This window comes from Streptomyces sp. NPDC007157 (assembly GCF_040634235.1).
Lineage (GTDB): Bacteria > Actinomycetota > Actinomycetes > Streptomycetales > Streptomycetaceae > Streptomyces.
Genome location: NZ_JBEYFE010000005.1, coordinates 313,922 through 329,521 on the forward strand (window position 1 = coordinate 313,922; position 15,600 = coordinate 329,521).

The window sequence follows — 15,600 nt, forward strand, 5'->3', positions numbered from 1 at the left end:
CGAGGGAGACGCAGTCATGGAACTTCACGACGTCTGGTTCGTCCTGATCGCGGTCCTGTGGACCGGCTACTTCTTCCTGGAGGGCTTCGACTTCGGGGTCGGCATCCTCACCAAGCTGCTCGCCCGTGACCGGCCGGAGAAGCGGGTGCTGATCAACACGATCGGCCCGGTCTGGGACGGCAACGAGGTGTGGCTGCTCACCGCGGGCGGTGCGACCTTCGCCGCCTTCCCCGAGTGGTACGCCACGCTCTTCTCCGGCTTCTATCTGCCCCTGCTGGTCATTCTGGTCTGCCTGATCGTCCGGGGTGTCGCCTTCGAGTACCGGGCGAAGCGGCCCGAGGAGAAGTGGCAGCGCAGCTGGGAGACCGCGATCTTCTGGACCTCGCTGATCCCGGCGTTCCTGTGGGGCGTGGCCTTCGCGAACATCGTGCGGGGCGTGAAGATCGACCGGCACTTCGAGTACGTCGGCAGCGTCTGGGACCTGCTCAACCCGCACGCTCTGCTCGGCGGACTGGTGACGCTGACCTTGTTCACCTTCCACGGAACGGTGTTCACCGCCCTCAAGACCGTCGGTGACATACGGGTACGGGCGCGGAAGCTGGCGACCAAGGTCGGTCTGCTCGCCGCCGTGCTGGCGCTGGCCTTCCTGGTGTGGACGCAGGCCGACAGCGGGGACGGCAAGAGCCTGGTGGCCTTGGTCGTGGCGGTCGCCGCGCTGGTCGCCGCCCTGGGGGCCAACCTGCGGGGCCGTGAGGGATGGGCGTTCGCCCTGTCCGGCATCACCATCGTGGCCGCCGTGGCGATGCTCTTCCTGTCGCTCTTCCCGAACGTCATGCCGTCGTCGCTCAACGCGGACTGGAACCTCACGGTCACCAACGCCTCGTCGAGCCCCTACACCCTGAAGATCATGACGTGGCTGGCGGCGATCGCCACGCCGCTCGTCATGCTCTACCAGGGGTGGACGTACTGGGTGTTCCGCAAGCGGATCGGCACGCAGCACATCGCAGCCGAAGCCGCCCACTGAGTCGGCGCCGACTCGGCGCCGAACCGGCACCTGAGTCTGTACTGACTCCGCACTGAGTCCGCATGAGTCCAAGGAGTGGGTGTTTCACGTGAAACACCCACTCCGGGCCGAAGGGCATGTTTCACGTGAAACCAATCGATCCGCGTCTGCTGCGCTACGCCCGAGCCACTCGTCTCTTCTTGGTCGCGGTCGTCGGCCTCGGTGTGGTCGGGGCCGGGCTGGTCATCGCCCAGGCGATGCTCATCGCCGAAGTGGTGGTCGGCGCCTTCCAGCACGGCCACTCGGTATCCGAACTCCGCACTCCCCTGCTGCTGTTGGTGGTCGTTGCCATCGGTAGGGCACTGGTCTCCTGGCTGACCGAGCTTGCCGCGCACCGGGCGAGCGCGGCGGTCAAGTCCGAACTGCGGGGGCGGCTTCTCGACCGGGCCGTGGCGCTCGGGCCCGGCTGGCTGAGCGGTCAGCGGACCGGATCGCTGGTCACCCTCGCCACGCGCGGCGTCGACGCCCTCGACGACTACTTCTCGCGCTACCTGCCCCAGTTGGGGCTCGCGGTGGTCGTACCGGTCGCGGTGCTCGCCCGGATCGTCACGGAGGACTGGGTGTCCGCGGCGATCATCGTCGGCACGCTCCCGCTCATTCCGCTGTTCATGGTGTTGATCGGTTGGGCCACCCAGTCCCGTACGGACCGTCAGTGGCGGCTGCTGTCCCGGCTGTCCGGCCACTTCCTGGACGTGGTCGCGGGGCTGCCCACGCTGAAGGTGTTCGGGCGGGCCAAGGCGCAGGCCGAGTCCATCCGCCGGATCACCGGCGAGTACCGGCAGGCGACCATGCGGACCCTGCGGATCGCTTTCCTCTCGTCCTTCGCGCTGGAACTGCTTGCCACGCTGTCGGTGGCGCTGGTCGCCGTGACCATCGGTATGCGGCTGGTGCACGGCGACATGGACCTGTACATCGGGCTGGTCATCCTGGTGCTGGCGCCCGAGGCGTACCTACCGCTGCGGCAGGTGGGTGCCCAGTTCCACGCGGCGGCGGAGGGGCTCGCGGCGGCGGAGGAGATCTTCGCGGTGCTGGAGACGCCGGTGCCGGGGTCCGGTACGGGCGAGGTCCCCTCTGGGCTCTCCGGGGCCTCCCTGGCCTTCGAAGGGGTGACGGTCCGGTACCCGGGCCGCTCGGCGGACGCGGTGACCGAGGTGTCGTTCACCGTGGAACCCGGCGAGACCGTCGCACTGGTCGGCCCGAGTGGAGTGGGCAAGTCGACGCTGCTGAACGTGCTGCTGGGGTTCGTACGGCCGGTGGCGGGCCGGGTGCGGATCGGGGGAGCCGAGCTCGGCGAGGTGGACCTGGAGGCGTGGCGGTCGCGAATCGCGTGGGTGCCGCAGCGGCCGCATCTGTACGCCGGGACGATCGCCGAGAACGTACGGCTAGCGCGTCCCGACGCGGACGACGAGGCGGTACGGCGGGCGTTGCGGGACGCGGGGGCGCTGGAGTTCGTGGAGGCGTTGCCGGAGGGCGCCGGGACCGTGCTCGGCGAGGACGGGGCCGGACTGTCCGCCGGGCAGCGGCAGCGGCTGGCGCTGGCGCGGGCGTTCCTGGCAGACCGGCCCGTGCTGTTGCTGGATGAGCCGACGGCTGCGCTGGACGGGATGACCGAGGCGGAGGTTGTGGCGGCGGTACGGCGGCTTGCCGCGGGGCGGACGGTGTTGCTGGTGGTGCACCGGCCGGCGCTGCTCTCGGCGGCGGACCGGGTGGTGCGGCTCTTTGGCAGCGAGGCCCCCAGGGGGCTCCGCCCCCTGGACCCCCAGCCCCTCCGCCCACCCACCACCCGACTCGGTCGATGGGAAGGCGAGGCGATCGAACAGCTCGGTCGACTGGAAAGTGGACCGGCGGAGTTGCCCGGCGAGCTGGGAAGCGGCCCGGTGGAGGGACTTGGGCTGTCTGCGGGGGGCCCGGCGGAGGGGCTTGGGCTTTCCGGGCGGGGCTCGGCGGGGTGGTTCGGTCTTTCCGGGCGTGGCTCGGGGGAGTTGGTGGCGGGGTCTCGGCGGGGCGTTCTGAGGCGGGTTCGGGGGGACTCCGGGGCTCGGCGGGGACGGTTGTCGCTCGCTCTTCTGCTGGGGGCTCTCGCGCTCGGCAGTGCCGTGGGGTTGATGGCGACCTCCGGGTGGCTGATCTCGCGGGCCTCGCAGCAGCCGCCGGTGCTGTATCTGATGGTCGCCGTGACGGCTACGCGGGCCTTCGGGATCGGGCGGGCCGTGTTCCGGTACAGCGAGCGGCTCGTGTCGCACGACGCCGTGCTGCGGATGCTGGCCGACACCCGGGTCGCCGTGTACCGGCGCCTCGAACGGCTCGCACCTGCCGGGCTCCGGGCGACCCGGCGCGGGGATCTGCTCAGCCGGCTGGTCGCCGACGTGGACACGCTGCAGGACTACTGGCTGCGGTGGCTGCTGCCCGCCGGGGCCGCGGTGGCCGTGTCCGCCGGGGCCGTGGGGTTCACCGCCTGGCTGCTGCCCGAGGCGGGCGCCGCCCTGGCCGTGGGGCTGCTGGCGGCCGGCGTCGGTGTCCCGCTGGTGACCTCCGCCGTGGCCCGTCGCGCCGAGCAGCGGCTGGCGCCCGCCCGCGGCCTGCTCGCGACCCGGGTCACCGACCTGCTCACCGGCACCGCCGAACTGACCGTCGCCGGCGCGCTGCCCGCCCGTACCTCCGAGGCCCGGCAAGCCGACCGCACGCTCACCCGGATCGCCTCGCGGGCCGCCACCGCCACCGCGCTCGGTGACGGACTGACCGCTCTGCTCACGGGCCTGACCGTCGCCGCCACGGCACTGCTGGGCGCCCAGGGGGTCGCCGACGGCCGGCTGAGCGGGGTGGCGATGGCCGTGCTCGTGCTCACTCCGCTGGCCGCCTTCGAGGCCGTACTGGGGCTCCCGCTCGCCGTGCGGCACCGGCAGCGGGTGCGCAAGAGCGCCGAGCGCATCTACGAGGTGCTGGACGCGCCCGAACCCGTACGGGAGCCCGAGCGGCCGCGCCGGGCGCCCACCACGCCCTTCCCCGTCGTACTGAAGGGCCTGTCCGCCCGTCACGAGGGCCAGCGTCGGGACGCGCTCGCGGGGCTCGACCTCACCCTCCACGAGGGACGCCGGATCGCCGTGGTCGGCCCCTCCGGTTCCGGCAAGACGACCCTCGCCCAGGTCCTGCTGCGGTTCCTCGACCCGGACGCGGGCTCCTACACCCTGGCCGGCGTGGAGGCGCACGGCATGGACGGCGACGACGTACGCCGGCTCGTCGGGCTGTGCGCCCAGGACGCGCACCTCTTCGACAGTTCCGTACGCGAGAACCTGCTGCTCGCCCGCAAGGACGCCAGCGAGGAGGACCTGCGGGACGTGCTGGGCCGGGCCCGGCTGCTGGACTGGGTGGACGGGCTGCCCGACGGGCTCGACACCCTCGTCGGCGAGCACGGGGCCCGGCTGTCCGGTGGGCAGCGGCAGCGGCTGGCGCTCGCGCGGGCGCTGCTGGCGGACTTCCCGGTGCTTGTCCTGGACGAGCCCGCCGAGCACCTCGACCTGCCCACGGCGGACGCGCTCACCGCGGATCTGCTGGCCGCCACCGAGGGCCGTACGACCGTGCTCATCACCCATCGGCTGGCGGGACTGGAGGACGTGGACGAGGTGGTCGTGCTCGACGGGGGCCGGGTGGTGCAGCGCGGGCCGTACGCGGAGCTGGCCGCCGTGGCCGGACCGTTGCGGGGGATGGCGGAGCGGGAGGCGGCGACGGAGTCGCTCGCGGAAGCGTCCGAGGGCCTGGTGGGAGCGCCTTAGGGCCGAGTGGAGCACCTGCGGGCCGCGCAGCCCCCTGCGGGCCGCAGGCCGTCCCTTGGCCCTCCGGGGCTTCCGCCTTCGATGGGCGAAGAAGGGTTCGCGGCGCCGAACCTGACGGGGCGGCACGACGGTGATCTGGCAGGCGCCGCCGTACCGAACCGATCTGGCAGGCGCCGTACCGAGCCGGAGTCGGCAGTCCCTGCCGTAGCGCGTGCCGTGGCGGGGACCGCGGCGAGCGTCGGGCCGAATCCGGCAGCTTCAGATGCGGGCGGCCAGCAGCTGTTCGATCACGACCGCGACACCGTCCTCGTTGTTGGCCACCGTACGGCCGGAGGCGGCGGCGATCACGTCGGGGTGGGCGTTGCCCATCGCGTACGAGTGTCCGGCCCAGGTCAGCATCTCGACGTCGTTGGGCATGTCGCCGAAGGCCACGACCTCCTCGTGCGAGATGCCGCGCTCGGCGCACTCCAGGGCCAGCGTGCTGGCCTTGGAGACCCCCGGACCGCTGATCTCCAGCAGGGCGCTGGGGCTGGACCGGGTGACGTTGGCACGGTCGCCGACGGCGAGGCGGGCGAGGGTGAGGAACGCGTCGGGGTCGAGGTCGGGGTGGTAGGCGAGGATCTTGAGCACGGGCTCGCCGGCGCCCCGGCCGTCCGCCGCGAGGATCTCCTCGGCGGGCAGCAGATGGTCCGGCGTCTCCAGGTGCAGCTTGGGATAGGCAGGCTCCTGGTGGAAGCCGTACGTCTGCTCGACCGCGTACACCGTGCCGGGCACGGCATCACGCAGCAGTCGTACGGCGTCCAGCGCGTTCTCCCTGGCCAGTTCACGCACCTTCACGAAGCGGTGGGCGCCGGGGCCGCCGTGCAGGTCGACCACGGCGGCGCCGTTGCCGCAGATCGCCAGGCCGTGGCCGTGGACATGGTCGCTGACGACGTCCATCCAGCGGGCCGGGCGGCCGGTGACGAAGAAGACCTCGATGCCCGCCTCCTCGGCGGCGGCCAGCGCGGCGACCGTCCTCGGGGAGACCGACTTGTCGTCGCGCAGCAGGGTGCCGTCGAGATCGGTGGCGATCAGCCGGGGCGGGGTGGCGAAGGCGAGGGTCTCGGGCTGTCGGGTCGCTGAGGTCACCGCGCCATTCTCGCGCATATGCCCGCACGCCAGTGCGGTGCTGCGCACAGATGAGACACAGATGACTCCCCGAGCGTCCTCCGGGCTCGGCCCGGTGCCCCTCGACCCCTGGTCGGCGGCCCCCCGCCGGTCGGCCTCAGGCCAGCTGGGCCAGGGCCTCCATGGCGATCTGCTCGAAGACCTTCTCGTCGGCCGCGAAGTCCGAGTCCGGGATGGGCCAGTGGATCACCAGCTCGGTGAAGCCCAGTTCCTGGTGGCGGCCGGCGAAGTCCACGAAGGCGTCCAGGGACGCCAGCGGACGGGCCCGGTCCGGGGTGAACCCGGTGAGCAGGATCTTGTCCAGCTCCGACGCGTCCCGGCCGATCGCCGCGCAGGCCTCGCCGAGCTTCGCAGTCTGACCGCGCAGCGCCTCGACGGACTGCTCGGGCGTGCCGTTCTCGTAGAGCTTCGGATCGCCGGTGGTCACCCACGCCTGTCCGTACCGTGCGGCCAGCTTCAGCCCGCGTGGGCCGGTGGCCGCGACCGCGAAGGGCAGCCGGGGGCGCTGCACGCAGCCCGGGATGTCGCGCGCCTCGTGGGCCGAGTAGAACTCGCCCTCCTGTGTCACGGAGTCCTCGGTGAGCAGCCGGTCGAGCAGCGGCACGAACTCGGCGAACCGGTCGGCGCGCTCGCGCGCGGTCCACGGCTCCTGGCCCAGCGCGGTGGCGTCGAAGCCGGTGCCGCCGGCGCCGATGCCGAGCGTCACCCGCCCGTTGGAGATGTCGTCGAGGGAGATCAGCTCCTTGGCGAGCGTCACCGGGTGCCGGAAGTTCGGCGAGGTGACGAGCGTGCCCAGACGCAGCCGGTCGGTGACGGACGCGGCGGCGGTCAGCGTCGGAATCGCACCGAACCACGGGCCGTCCCGGAAACTGCGCCAGGACAGGTGGTCGTAGGTGTACGCGGTGTGGAAGCCCAGCTCCTCGGCCCGCGTCCAGGCGGTACGGCCGCCCTCGTTCCAGCGGCGGTACGGCAGGATCACGGTGCTCAGACGCAGACTCATGCGTCCGAGACTAAGGGGCCACACCGACGAGGGACGAAACGGTCACCGTATGCGGCCGCTCAGCCACGGCGTGAGGAAGTTCGCGGCCAGGTACTCCTTGTACGTACGGTCCCCGGGCAGCGGTACGACCAGCCAGGCCACTGGCGGGAAGCGGCGGGAGCGGACATGGGCCAGCCCGTCGAAGACGGAGCGGAGAAACGCGGGTACGTCGTCACGCGGGAGGTCGTGGAACGCGACGCCCTCCACCGTGATCAGCGCGTCGTCGTCCGGGTAGAGCCGCACGCTCACCCGGGGCAGCCCGCCGAACTCGGCGTATGCCTCGTGCGGCAGCGAACCGTCCGGGTCCGCGGTGACTCCGAAGCCCGCCGCGCTGCGCCGGGAGGTCTGGTCCGCGCCGATGTCGTGGGTCACCTCGATCTCGCGGCCGTACTCGGCGGCGATCGCGCGAAGAGCGGTCACGGCCGCCTCGGTCGTGGGGAGATGGTCCCTGCGGTCACTCTGGTCCATACCAGTCATCATGCAGGGGTCAGTGCGGGTCGGGGAAGCGCAGGTATTCCGGCGGTACGGCCTTGGTCAGCCACACCCCGTTCGCGCTGACGTGGAAGACATGGCCGGCCCGGTGCATCGCGCCCGCGTCCACCGACAGCACGACCGGGCGCCCGCGCCGGGCACCGACCCGGGTCGCGGTCTCGCGGTCGGCCGACAGATGTACGTCGTGCCTGCTCATCGGGCGGAGACCCGCGGTCCGGATCGCGTCCAGGTACCGGGCCACGGTCCCGTGATAGAGGTACGGCGGCGGGGTCGCCGGGGGCAGTCCGAGCTCGACGTCGATGCTGTGGCCCTGGCTGGCGCGGATCCGGGCGCCTTCGATCGCGAAGCGCTGCTTGTCGTTGGCGGCGACGACGTGGTCGAGTTCCTCGCGGGTGACCGGGAAGCCGTGCGCCGCTGCCGCTGCGAGCAGCGTGTCGATCTCCACCCAGCCGGCCTCGTCGAGCGTGAGGCCGATGCGCTCGGGCTGGTGGCGCAGGTGTTTCGAGAGGTACTTCGACACCTTCACGGTGCGCCGCTCGTCCCACGTCCTGTCATTCTGTCCGATGTTCGGTTTGTCGTTTGTTTTGTCGTGCGGTCTGTGGCTCTTCTTGTCGTTCACATCACCAGCGTGCCGGGAGAGACGCGGATCACGCAGTTATTTTTCGCGGGAGGTTTGATCCACAACCAAGTTCGGTTATCCACAGGGGAATTGGCCGTGCTGTGGACAACCTCTGGGCGGTTCAGGGTGTTTCGTCAAGATCGTTAACAGGTCTGTGATCTGCGGTGAGCGCGTCCAAGTGGCGTGCCCTGGCCTCCCGTTCAGCGGCCAGGGCGATGAACTCGGCGATGTGGTCCGGACCAACGAGACGTCCTACGGCCTGAATCGTGTCGGCGGGGAGAGACACGGTACGCGTCTCCTCCCGGGTCTTCGGCCGCTCCCCCGCACCAAGTCGCCTGCGCACCTCGCGGGTCGCGAACAGGCGCATGGCCCGGGCAAGTTCGGCGTCCACGGTCTGCTGAGCGAGCGGGCGCAGGCGCCGTACCAGGGAGGCCGCCTCGGCCGCCTTCGCGTCGGTGCGATGGTGCGGGTCGTCGAGGTAGCGGGCGAAGACGTGCTCGGTGGTGAACTCCAGGAAACGGGCGGCTATGTGCTCGACCTGGACCCGCAACTCCCGCAGATGGTCCGAGATCGCGGTGAGCGGTACCCCGGCCGCGTGCAACTCGGCGGCCACGGCCAGTTCTTGTGGGCTCGGTACCAGGAAGGAGTCGGGGTCGCCCGCCACCGGTTCCAGGACGCCGAGTGCCATGGCCTCGGCCACGGCCGTGTCGTCGGGGGTGCCGCCGAAACGGGCGTCCAGGTCGGCGCGGGACAGACGGGCCGGTTCCTCGTCGGTCCAGGGGCCCTCGGCCTCGGTGACGAGGCCCAGGACGCCGGCCAGGCCGCGGCCGGTGTCCCAGGCGTCCAGGAGCTCCTTGATGGAGGCCAGGGTGTAGCCGCGGGCGAGGAGGTCGGCGATCTGGTGGAGGCGGGCGAGGTGGACGTCGGAGTAGAGGTTGGCCCGGCCCTGGCGTTCCGGGCGGGGGAGGAGGCCCTTGTCCTGGTAGGCGCGGATGGTTCGGACGGTGGTCCGGGACCGGTGGGCCAAGTCCTCGATGCGGTAGGTCTTGTGGGGCGGGGGATCGGCCGTCACAGCCTCGGCTCCATCCTCGCGATCCTCCGCAGCACCCCCGGTGCCACCCGCGACAGCAACCGCGCTCCCCGTGCCTCCGGGGTCACCGGCACCACCGCCCTGTTGTGTTCCACCGCCTCCAGAATCGCGGAAGCGACCTTCTCCGGCGGGTAGTTGCGCATCCCGTACAGGCGTGCCGAGCGCTGCTGCCTGCGTCGTTGCTCCGCCTCGTCGACCCCGGTGAAGCGGGCCGTCGAGGTGATGTTGGTGTTGACGATGCCGGGGCAGATCGCGGTCACGCCGATGCGCTGAGCGGCGAGTTCGGCGCGCAGGCATTCGGACAGCATCAGGACCGCCGCCTTGGAGGTGCTGTAGGCCGGCAGCGCCCGCGAGGGCTGGAAGGCGGCCGCCGAGGCGACGTTCACGATGTGGCCGCCCTGGCCGCGGTCCGCCATCCGCGCGCCGAACAGGCGGCAGCCGTGGATCACGCCCCAGAGGTTGACGTCCAGGACCTTGCGCCAGTCCTCCGTGGTCGTCGTGAGGAACGAGCCGGAGAGGCCGATGCCCGCGTTGTTGACCAGTACGTCCAGGACCCCGTACGCGCGGTGGACCCGCTCGGCGAGCTTCTCCATGGCCTGTTCGTCGGAGACGTCGGCCGTCTCGGGCCACGCGTCCGCCGCTCCGATCAGCCGGGACAGCTCGGCGGTGCGGGCGGCGGCCTCCGCGTCCCGGTCCACGGCCACCACGCGCGCGCCCGCCTCCGCGAACGCGAACGCCGTGGCCCGGCCGATACCGCTGCCCGCGCCGGTGACCAGGACCAACCGGCCGCCGAACCGCTGGGCATGGCGGTCCGCGGGCTTCGGCTCGGTGCCCCGGCCGTCCTCGACGGAGATCACGAACTCCTCGATCCAGGCCGCCACCTGGTCCGGCCGGGTGCGCGGGATCCAGTGCTTGTCCGGCAGGGCGCGGCGTGTCAGCTGCGGTGCCCAGTGCTCCAGGTCGTCGTACAGCCGCTCGGAGAGGAAGGCGTCGCCGAGGGGCGTGATGAGCTGCACGGGCGCGTGCGCGTACGCGTCCTCGCGCGGGCGGCGCAGCCGGGGCCGTACGTTGTCGCGGTACAGCCAGGCACCGTGCGCCGCGTCGGAGCGGAGGGAGCCGGTCGGGTAGTCCCCGGCGGGGAGCTTCTCGGCCCGTCGGAGGATGCCGGGCCAGGCCTTGCCGAGCGGGCCGCGCCAGGCCAGTTCGGGGACGACGGGGGTGTGCAGCAGATACACGTACCAGGACTTGGCGCCCTGGCCGAGGAGCTGTCCCACCCGGCGGGGCGTGGGGCGCTTCAGGCGCGCGTTGATCCAGTGTCCGAAGTGGTCGAGGGACGGTCCGGACATCGAGGTGAAGGAGGCGATGCGGCCCTCCGTGCGCCCCACGGTGACGAACTCCCAGGACTGCACCGAGCCCCAGTCGTGGCCGACCAGGTGCACCGGGCGGTCCGGGCTCACCGCGTCGATCACCGCCAGGAAGTCGTCGGTCAGCTTGGCCAGCGTGAAGCCGCCGCGCAGCGGTTGCGGTGCGGTCGAGCGGCCGTGGCCCCGGACGTCGTACAGCACCACGTGGAAGCGCTCGGCCAGGCGGGGCGCGACCTCGGACCAGACCTCCTTGCTGTCCGGGTAGCCGTGGACGAGGACGACCGTCGGCTGTGCCGGGTCGCCCAGTTCTGCCACGCACAGTTCGATGCCACCGGTGCGTACCCGGCGCTCGCGTGCGCCCTTCAGTGCCGTCACTTGTCCTCCGCCCAGCGCCGCACGTGCGGCAGATCGTCGTCCAGCCAGAAGGCGCTCTGCTCGGGGTCCCGGGAGTCGGTGACCACGAGGATCTCCTCGAACTTGGCTCCGGTGCCCCGGAAGCCGAGGTGTGGTTCGACCGCCCACAGGCCCGGCTGGGGCGGGTGGTCGGAGAAGCGGTACGGCGACCACAGGGGCGACCAGCCCTCGCGGTGGCCGTGCAGGGCGTCGGCGGCGAGGCCCTTCAGGGACTGGGTGCCGAACCCGAAGAGGTGAGGTGACCAGCGGCGCTGTTTCACCCGGTCCACCTTGTGGGCGATCACGCCGAACGGGTAGGCGCGGTGCCGGTTGGCGTAACCCTGGCGGACCATCAGGCGGTCCACGTCCTCGTAGATCTCGCGCAGCGGGCGCCGTTCGCGCACCTCGCGCAGGATCAGTTCCCGGTGTGCCTCCAGGTCGGCCATCAGCCGGTCCTGGACGGGGTTGATCCCGAGGGAGCCCGAGTAGCCGATGTCGGCCGTGAAGCCGTCGTGGACCGGGGCCAGGTCCAGGATGAACGGCATCCCGGGGGCCAGCCGGCGGTCGGTCGGGAAGAACTGCAGCGGTATGCGGAAGTCCGTGAACGCGGTGCGGTCGCCGAACCAGGCGAAGGGGAGGTGGAACCAGTCCCGTACGCCACGGGCGCGCAGCCACTCGCGCTGCATCCGGGCCGCCTCGCGCTCGGTGATCCCGGGCTCCAGCCGGGCCGCGACCGCCTCCGCGCATTCGTACGCGAGTCGCTGCACCCGCCGGAAACCCTCCAGCTCCGTGGCGCGTTCGGAGAGTACGTCCTGCACTGTCGTCGTCATCCGCCCCGTCCCCGTCGACTGCGGTACGCGTCCGTAACTTGACACTGGTGAATGTGACAGTTGTTAGAGGCGGCGTCAATAGGAGGCGCAAGGCCTGTGGACAACTCTGTGTAGCTCTCAGGCAGGGGATCCCCTAGGGTCCCGTAATACTCGAGAGTGATGCGAAGACGGCTCTCGGGTCTGACGACCCCCGTGGTCCACGTCACTACCTTCGATGGCGTGACTGTGATCGCGACCGAAAGCCTGAGCAAGCGGTTCCCCCGGGTGACCGCGCTCGACCGGCTGTCCGTGGACATCGGACCCGGTGTGACCGGACTCGTCGGAGCCAACGGCGCCGGCAAGTCCACCCTGATCAAGATCCTGCTGGGTCTGTCCCCCGCCAGCGAGGGCCGAGCCGAGGTGCTCGGCCTCGACGTGGCGACCAAGGGTGCCGCCATCCGCGAGCGGGTGGGCTACATGCCGGAGCACGACTGCCTGCCGCCCGACGTCTCGGCCACCGAGTTCGTCGTGCACATGGCCCGCATGTCCGGCCTGCCGCCCACCGCCGCACGCGAGCGCACCGCCGACACCCTGCGCCATGTCGGGCTCTACGAGGAGCGGTACCGCCCCATCGGCGGCTACTCGACCGGCATGAAGCAGCGCGTGAAACTCGCCCAGGCGCTGGTGCACGACCCGCAGCTGGTCTTCCTGGACGAGCCGACCAACGGCCTCGACCCGGTCGGCCGCGACGAGATGCTCGGCCTGATCCGCCGTATCCACACCGACTTCGGCATCTCGGTCCTGGTCACCTCGCACCTGCTCGGCGAACTGGAACGCACCTGCGACCACGTGGTCGTCGTCGACGGCGGCAAGCTGCTGCGCGCCAGCTCCACCACCGACTTCACGCAGTCCACGACCACCCTCGCGATCGAGGTCACCGACAGCGACGAGCACCCCGACGGCACCCGCGCGGTGCGCGACGCGCTCCACGCGCGCGGGGTGGAGACGAACGCCGAGGGCGGCGGCCTGCCCGGAGCCGGCCACATCCTGCTGCTCACCGCCCAGGGTGAGGAGACGTACGACCTGATCCGCGACGTCGTCGCCGACCTCGGCCTCGGCCTGGTGCGCATGGAACAGCGCCGACACCACATCTCCGAGGTCTTCACGAGCAGCGACGAGCAGCCGAAGGAGGCGGCCGTCCATGGCGGTTGAGCAGCCCCTGGCCACCCCCGCGGGTGACCAGTCCCGAATCCACGACATCGGTTACCGCGGCTACGACGGCCCGCGCCTGGGCCGCGCCTACGCCCGCCTGTCCCTCTACTCGCAGACCCTGCGCGGCTCCTACGGCCTCGGCCGCTCGGTGAAGTCCAAGGTGCTGCCGATGCTGCTGTTCGCGGTGATGTGCGTGCCGGCGGCCATCATGGTCGCCGTCGCCGTCGCCACCAAGGCCCATGACCTGCCGGTGTCCTACACGCGGTACGCGATCATCATGCAGGCCGTCATCAGCCTGTACGTCGCCTCGCAGGCGCCCCAGGCGGTTTCCCGCGACCTGCGCTTCAAGACCATCCCGCTGTACTTCTCACGGCCCATCGAGACCGCCGACTACGTCCGGGCCAAGTTCGCGGCCCTGGCGTCGGCGCTGTTCATCCTCACCGGCGCTCCGCTGGTCGTGCTGTACGTGGGCGCCCTGCTGTCCAAGATGGACTTCGCCCACCAGAGCAAGGGGTTCGGCCAGGGACTGGTCTCGGTGGCCCTGCTGTCCCTGCTGTTCGCCGGCATCGGCCTGGTCATCGCCTCGATCACCCCGCGCCGCGGCTTCGGCATCGCCGCCGTGATCGCCGTACTGACCATCTCCTACGGCGCGGTCTCCACCCTCCAGGCCATCGCGGACGCCCAGGGCAGCACCGGCGCCATCCCGTGGATCGGCCTGTTCTCGCCCGTCACCCTGATCGGCGGCCTGAGCACCGCCCTCCTCGGTGGCACCAACACCTTCCCGGGCGGCGACGGACCCTCCCACGCCCAGGGCGCGGTGTACGTGCTCGTCGTCCTCGGCCTCATCGCCGCGGCCTATGGCCTGCTGCTGCGCCGTTACAAGAAGGTGGGACTGTGACCACGCTCTCCATCGACCACGTCTCCCGCTGGTTCGGCAACGTGGTCGCCGTCAACGACGTCACCATGACCATCGGCCCCGGCGTCACCGGCCTGCTCGGCCCCAACGGCGCCGGAAAGTCCACCCTCATCAACATGATGGGCGGCTTCCTCGCCCCCTCCACCGGCACGGTCACCCTCGACGGGCAGCCGACCTGGCGCAACGAGGCCATCTACCGGCACATCGGCATCGTCCCCGAGCGCGAGGCGATGTACGACTTCCTCACCGGCCGCGAATTCGTCGTGGCCAACGCCGAGTTGCACGGCCTGGGCGCCAAGGCCGCCCAGAAGGCGCTGGCCACGGTGGAGATGGAGTACGCGCAGGACCGCAAGATCTCGACGTACTCCAAGGGCATGCGCCAGCGCGTGAAGATGGCGTCCGCCCTGGTCCACGACCCCTCGCTGCTCCTGCTCGACGAGCCCTTCAACGGCATGGACCCGCGCCAGCGCATGCAGCTGATGGACCTGCTGCGGAAGATGGGCGACGAGGGTCGTACGGTGCTGTTCTCCTCGCACATCCTCGAAGAGGTCGAGCAACTCGCCTGGCAAATCGAGGTGGTGGTCGCCGGCCGGCACGCGGCCAGCGGCGACTTCCGCAAGATCCGCCGTCTGATGACCGACCGCCCGCACCGCTACCTGGTGCGCTCCAGCGACGACCGCGCCCTCGCGGCCGCCCTGATCGCCGACCCCTCCACCTCGGGCATCGAAGTGGACGTCACCGAGGGCGCGTTGCGTATCCAGGCCGTCGACTTCGGCCGCTTCACCGCCCTGCTGCCGAGGGTCGCCCGCGACCACGGCATCCGGCTGCTCACGGTCTCGCCGTCCGACGAGTCCCTCGAATCCGTGTTCTCGTATCTGGTCGCGGCGTAGGAGGCCGAAGATGTACGACCCCACAGTCGCCCGGCTCACCTATCGAGCCCTGCTCGGCCGCCGCCGGGCCCTCATCCTGGGGGCACTGCCCCTGCTGCTCATCGCGATCTCGGTCGTCGTCCGCGGCCTCGCCGGCGCCGACGACCAGACCGCCTCCGACCTGCTCGGCGGCCTCGCGCTCGCGACCATGGTGCCGATCATCGGCGTCATCGCCGGCACGGGGGCGATCGGCCCGGAGATCGACGACGGCTCGGTGGTGTACCTGCTGTCCAAGCCGATCAAACGGCCGACGATCATCCTCACCAAGCTGATCGTGGCGATCGCCGTGACGATGGTGTTCTCCGCCCTGCCGACGCTGATCGCCGGCTTCATCCTCAACGGCAACGGCCAGCAGATCGCCGTCGCCTACACGGTCGCCGCGCTGGTCGCGTCGATCGCCTACGCGGCGCTCTTCCTGCTGCTGGGCACGGTGTCCCGGCACGCGGTCGTCTTCGGGCTCGTCTACGCGCTGGTCTGGGAGGCGCTGTTCGGCTCCCTCGTCCCGGGCGCGCGCACGCTGAGCGTCCAGCAGTGGTCCCTGGCGGTCGCCCACAAGGTGACGGGCGGTGAACTGGTCACGTCCGACGTGTCCCTGGTGACGGCCACGGTGCTGCTGATCGCGGTGACGGTCCTGGCCACCTGGTATGCCGGTCAGAAGCTGCGCTCGCTGACGCTGGCGGGCGAGGAGTAGACGCCCGCTTTATTGACAGGGGCTTCACCTCTGTCCGGGCACACTG

Annotated in this window: 13 protein-coding genes; 6 read left to right on the plus strand and 7 right to left on the minus strand. The window is 71.2% G+C overall.

Annotation, left to right across the window (positions count from 1 at the left end; genetic code table 11):
- Positions 1-16 precede the first annotated feature (16 nt).
- Both cydB and cydD read left to right on the plus strand, forming a co-directional pair.
- Entirely contained in the window at positions 17-1,024 is a 1,008-nt protein-coding gene (gene cydB / locus ABZ642_RS11615; RefSeq protein WP_360480912.1) for a cytochrome d ubiquinol oxidase subunit II, read from the plus strand.
- 116 nt (positions 1,025-1,140) lie between these two features.
- Positions 1,141-4,833, plus strand: coding sequence for a thiol reductant ABC exporter subunit CydD (gene cydD, locus ABZ642_RS11620; RefSeq protein WP_360480915.1), 3,693 nt, complete (start codon positions 1,141-1,143; stop codon positions 4,831-4,833).
- Between the two features lie 258 nt (positions 4,834-5,091).
- Here cydD and ABZ642_RS11625 read toward each other — a convergent pair whose 3' ends face one another.
- The 7 genes from ABZ642_RS11625 to ABZ642_RS11655 form a co-directional block, all read right to left on the minus strand.
- A complete protein-coding gene (locus ABZ642_RS11625) occupies positions 5,092-5,979 on the minus strand; it encodes a Cof-type HAD-IIB family hydrolase (protein ID WP_360480918.1) in 888 nt (295 codons plus the stop codon).
- A 118-nt stretch (positions 5,980-6,097) separates the two neighbouring features.
- On the minus strand, positions 6,098-7,000 hold the full coding sequence (locus ABZ642_RS11630; RefSeq protein ID WP_360480921.1) for an LLM class flavin-dependent oxidoreductase: 903 nt from the start codon (positions 6,998-7,000) through the stop codon (positions 6,098-6,100).
- A gap of 42 nt (positions 7,001-7,042) precedes the next feature.
- Positions 7,043-7,507, minus strand: a complete 465-nt coding sequence (locus ABZ642_RS11635) for a hypothetical protein (protein WP_360480924.1) — start codon at positions 7,505-7,507, stop codon at positions 7,043-7,045.
- A gap of 19 nt (positions 7,508-7,526) precedes the next feature.
- Positions 7,527-8,096, minus strand: coding sequence for an RNA 2'-phosphotransferase (locus ABZ642_RS11640; protein WP_360481317.1), 570 nt, complete (start codon positions 8,094-8,096; stop codon positions 7,527-7,529).
- 175 nt (positions 8,097-8,271) lie between these two features.
- Positions 8,272-9,222, minus strand: a complete 951-nt coding sequence (locus tag ABZ642_RS11645; RefSeq protein ID WP_360480927.1) for a MerR family transcriptional regulator — start codon at positions 9,220-9,222, stop codon at positions 8,272-8,274.
- Positions 9,219-10,979, minus strand: coding sequence for an SDR family oxidoreductase (locus ABZ642_RS11650; protein WP_360480930.1), 1,761 nt, complete (start codon positions 10,977-10,979; stop codon positions 9,219-9,221). Before ABZ642_RS11650 ends, ABZ642_RS11645 begins: the two co-directional genes overlap by 4 nt.
- The gene (locus tag ABZ642_RS11655; protein ID WP_360480933.1) at positions 10,976-11,827 is read right to left on the minus strand and encodes a M24 family metallopeptidase; all 852 of its coding nucleotides are present in this window, start codon (positions 11,825-11,827) and stop codon (positions 10,976-10,978) included. The genes ABZ642_RS11650 and ABZ642_RS11655 overlap by 4 nt, the downstream gene beginning before the upstream one ends.
- Positions 11,828-12,052: 225 nt before the next feature.
- Between ABZ642_RS11655 and ABZ642_RS11660 the strand changes: the two genes are divergently transcribed.
- Genes ABZ642_RS11660 through ABZ642_RS11675 form a run of 4 tightly spaced genes read left to right on the plus strand, consistent with a single transcriptional unit; the run spans position 12,053 to position 15,554 of the window.
- On the plus strand, positions 12,053-13,018 hold the full coding sequence (locus ABZ642_RS11660) for an ABC transporter ATP-binding protein (protein WP_360481321.1): 966 nt from the start codon (positions 12,053-12,055) through the stop codon (positions 13,016-13,018).
- Entirely contained in the window at positions 13,008-13,916 is a 909-nt protein-coding gene (locus ABZ642_RS11665; protein WP_360480935.1) for an ABC transporter permease, read from the plus strand. The genes ABZ642_RS11660 and ABZ642_RS11665 overlap by 11 nt, the downstream gene beginning before the upstream one ends.
- Entirely contained in the window at positions 13,913-14,824 is a 912-nt protein-coding gene (locus tag ABZ642_RS11670; RefSeq protein ID WP_360480938.1) for an ABC transporter ATP-binding protein, read from the plus strand. The genes ABZ642_RS11665 and ABZ642_RS11670 overlap by 4 nt, the downstream gene beginning before the upstream one ends.
- A gap of 10 nt (positions 14,825-14,834) precedes the next feature.
- Positions 14,835-15,554: an ABC transporter permease gene (locus tag ABZ642_RS11675; RefSeq protein WP_360480941.1), complete on the plus strand. Its 720-nt coding sequence runs from the start codon at positions 14,835-14,837 to the stop codon at positions 15,552-15,554.
- Positions 15,555-15,600: the final 46 nt, after the last annotated feature.

What these genes read in the sequence shown, in the direction of transcription:
- cydD (WP_360480915.1), top strand. Translation starts at nt 1,141, where the DNA reads ATGTTTCACGTGAAACCAATCGATCCGCGTCTGCTGCGCTACGCCCGA.
- ABZ642_RS11655 (WP_360480933.1), bottom strand. Translation starts at nt 11,827, where the DNA reads ATGACGACGACAGTGCAGGACGTACTCTCCGAACGCGCCACGGAGCTG.
- ABZ642_RS11675 (WP_360480941.1), top strand. Translation starts at nt 14,835, where the DNA reads ATGTACGACCCCACAGTCGCCCGGCTCACCTATCGAGCCCTGCTCGGC.
- ABZ642_RS11625 (WP_360480918.1), bottom strand. Translation starts at nt 5,979, where the DNA reads ATGCGCGAGAATGGCGCGGTGACCTCAGCGACCCGACAGCCCGAGACC.
- cydB (WP_360480912.1), top strand. Translation starts at nt 17, where the DNA reads ATGGAACTTCACGACGTCTGGTTCGTCCTGATCGCGGTCCTGTGGACC.
- ABZ642_RS11665 (WP_360480935.1), top strand. Translation starts at nt 13,008, where the DNA reads ATGGCGGTTGAGCAGCCCCTGGCCACCCCCGCGGGTGACCAGTCCCGA.
- ABZ642_RS11635 (WP_360480924.1), bottom strand. Translation starts at nt 7,507, where the DNA reads ATGGACCAGAGTGACCGCAGGGACCATCTCCCCACGACCGAGGCGGCC.
- ABZ642_RS11630 (WP_360480921.1), bottom strand. Translation starts at nt 7,000, where the DNA reads ATGAGTCTGCGTCTGAGCACCGTGATCCTGCCGTACCGCCGCTGGAAC.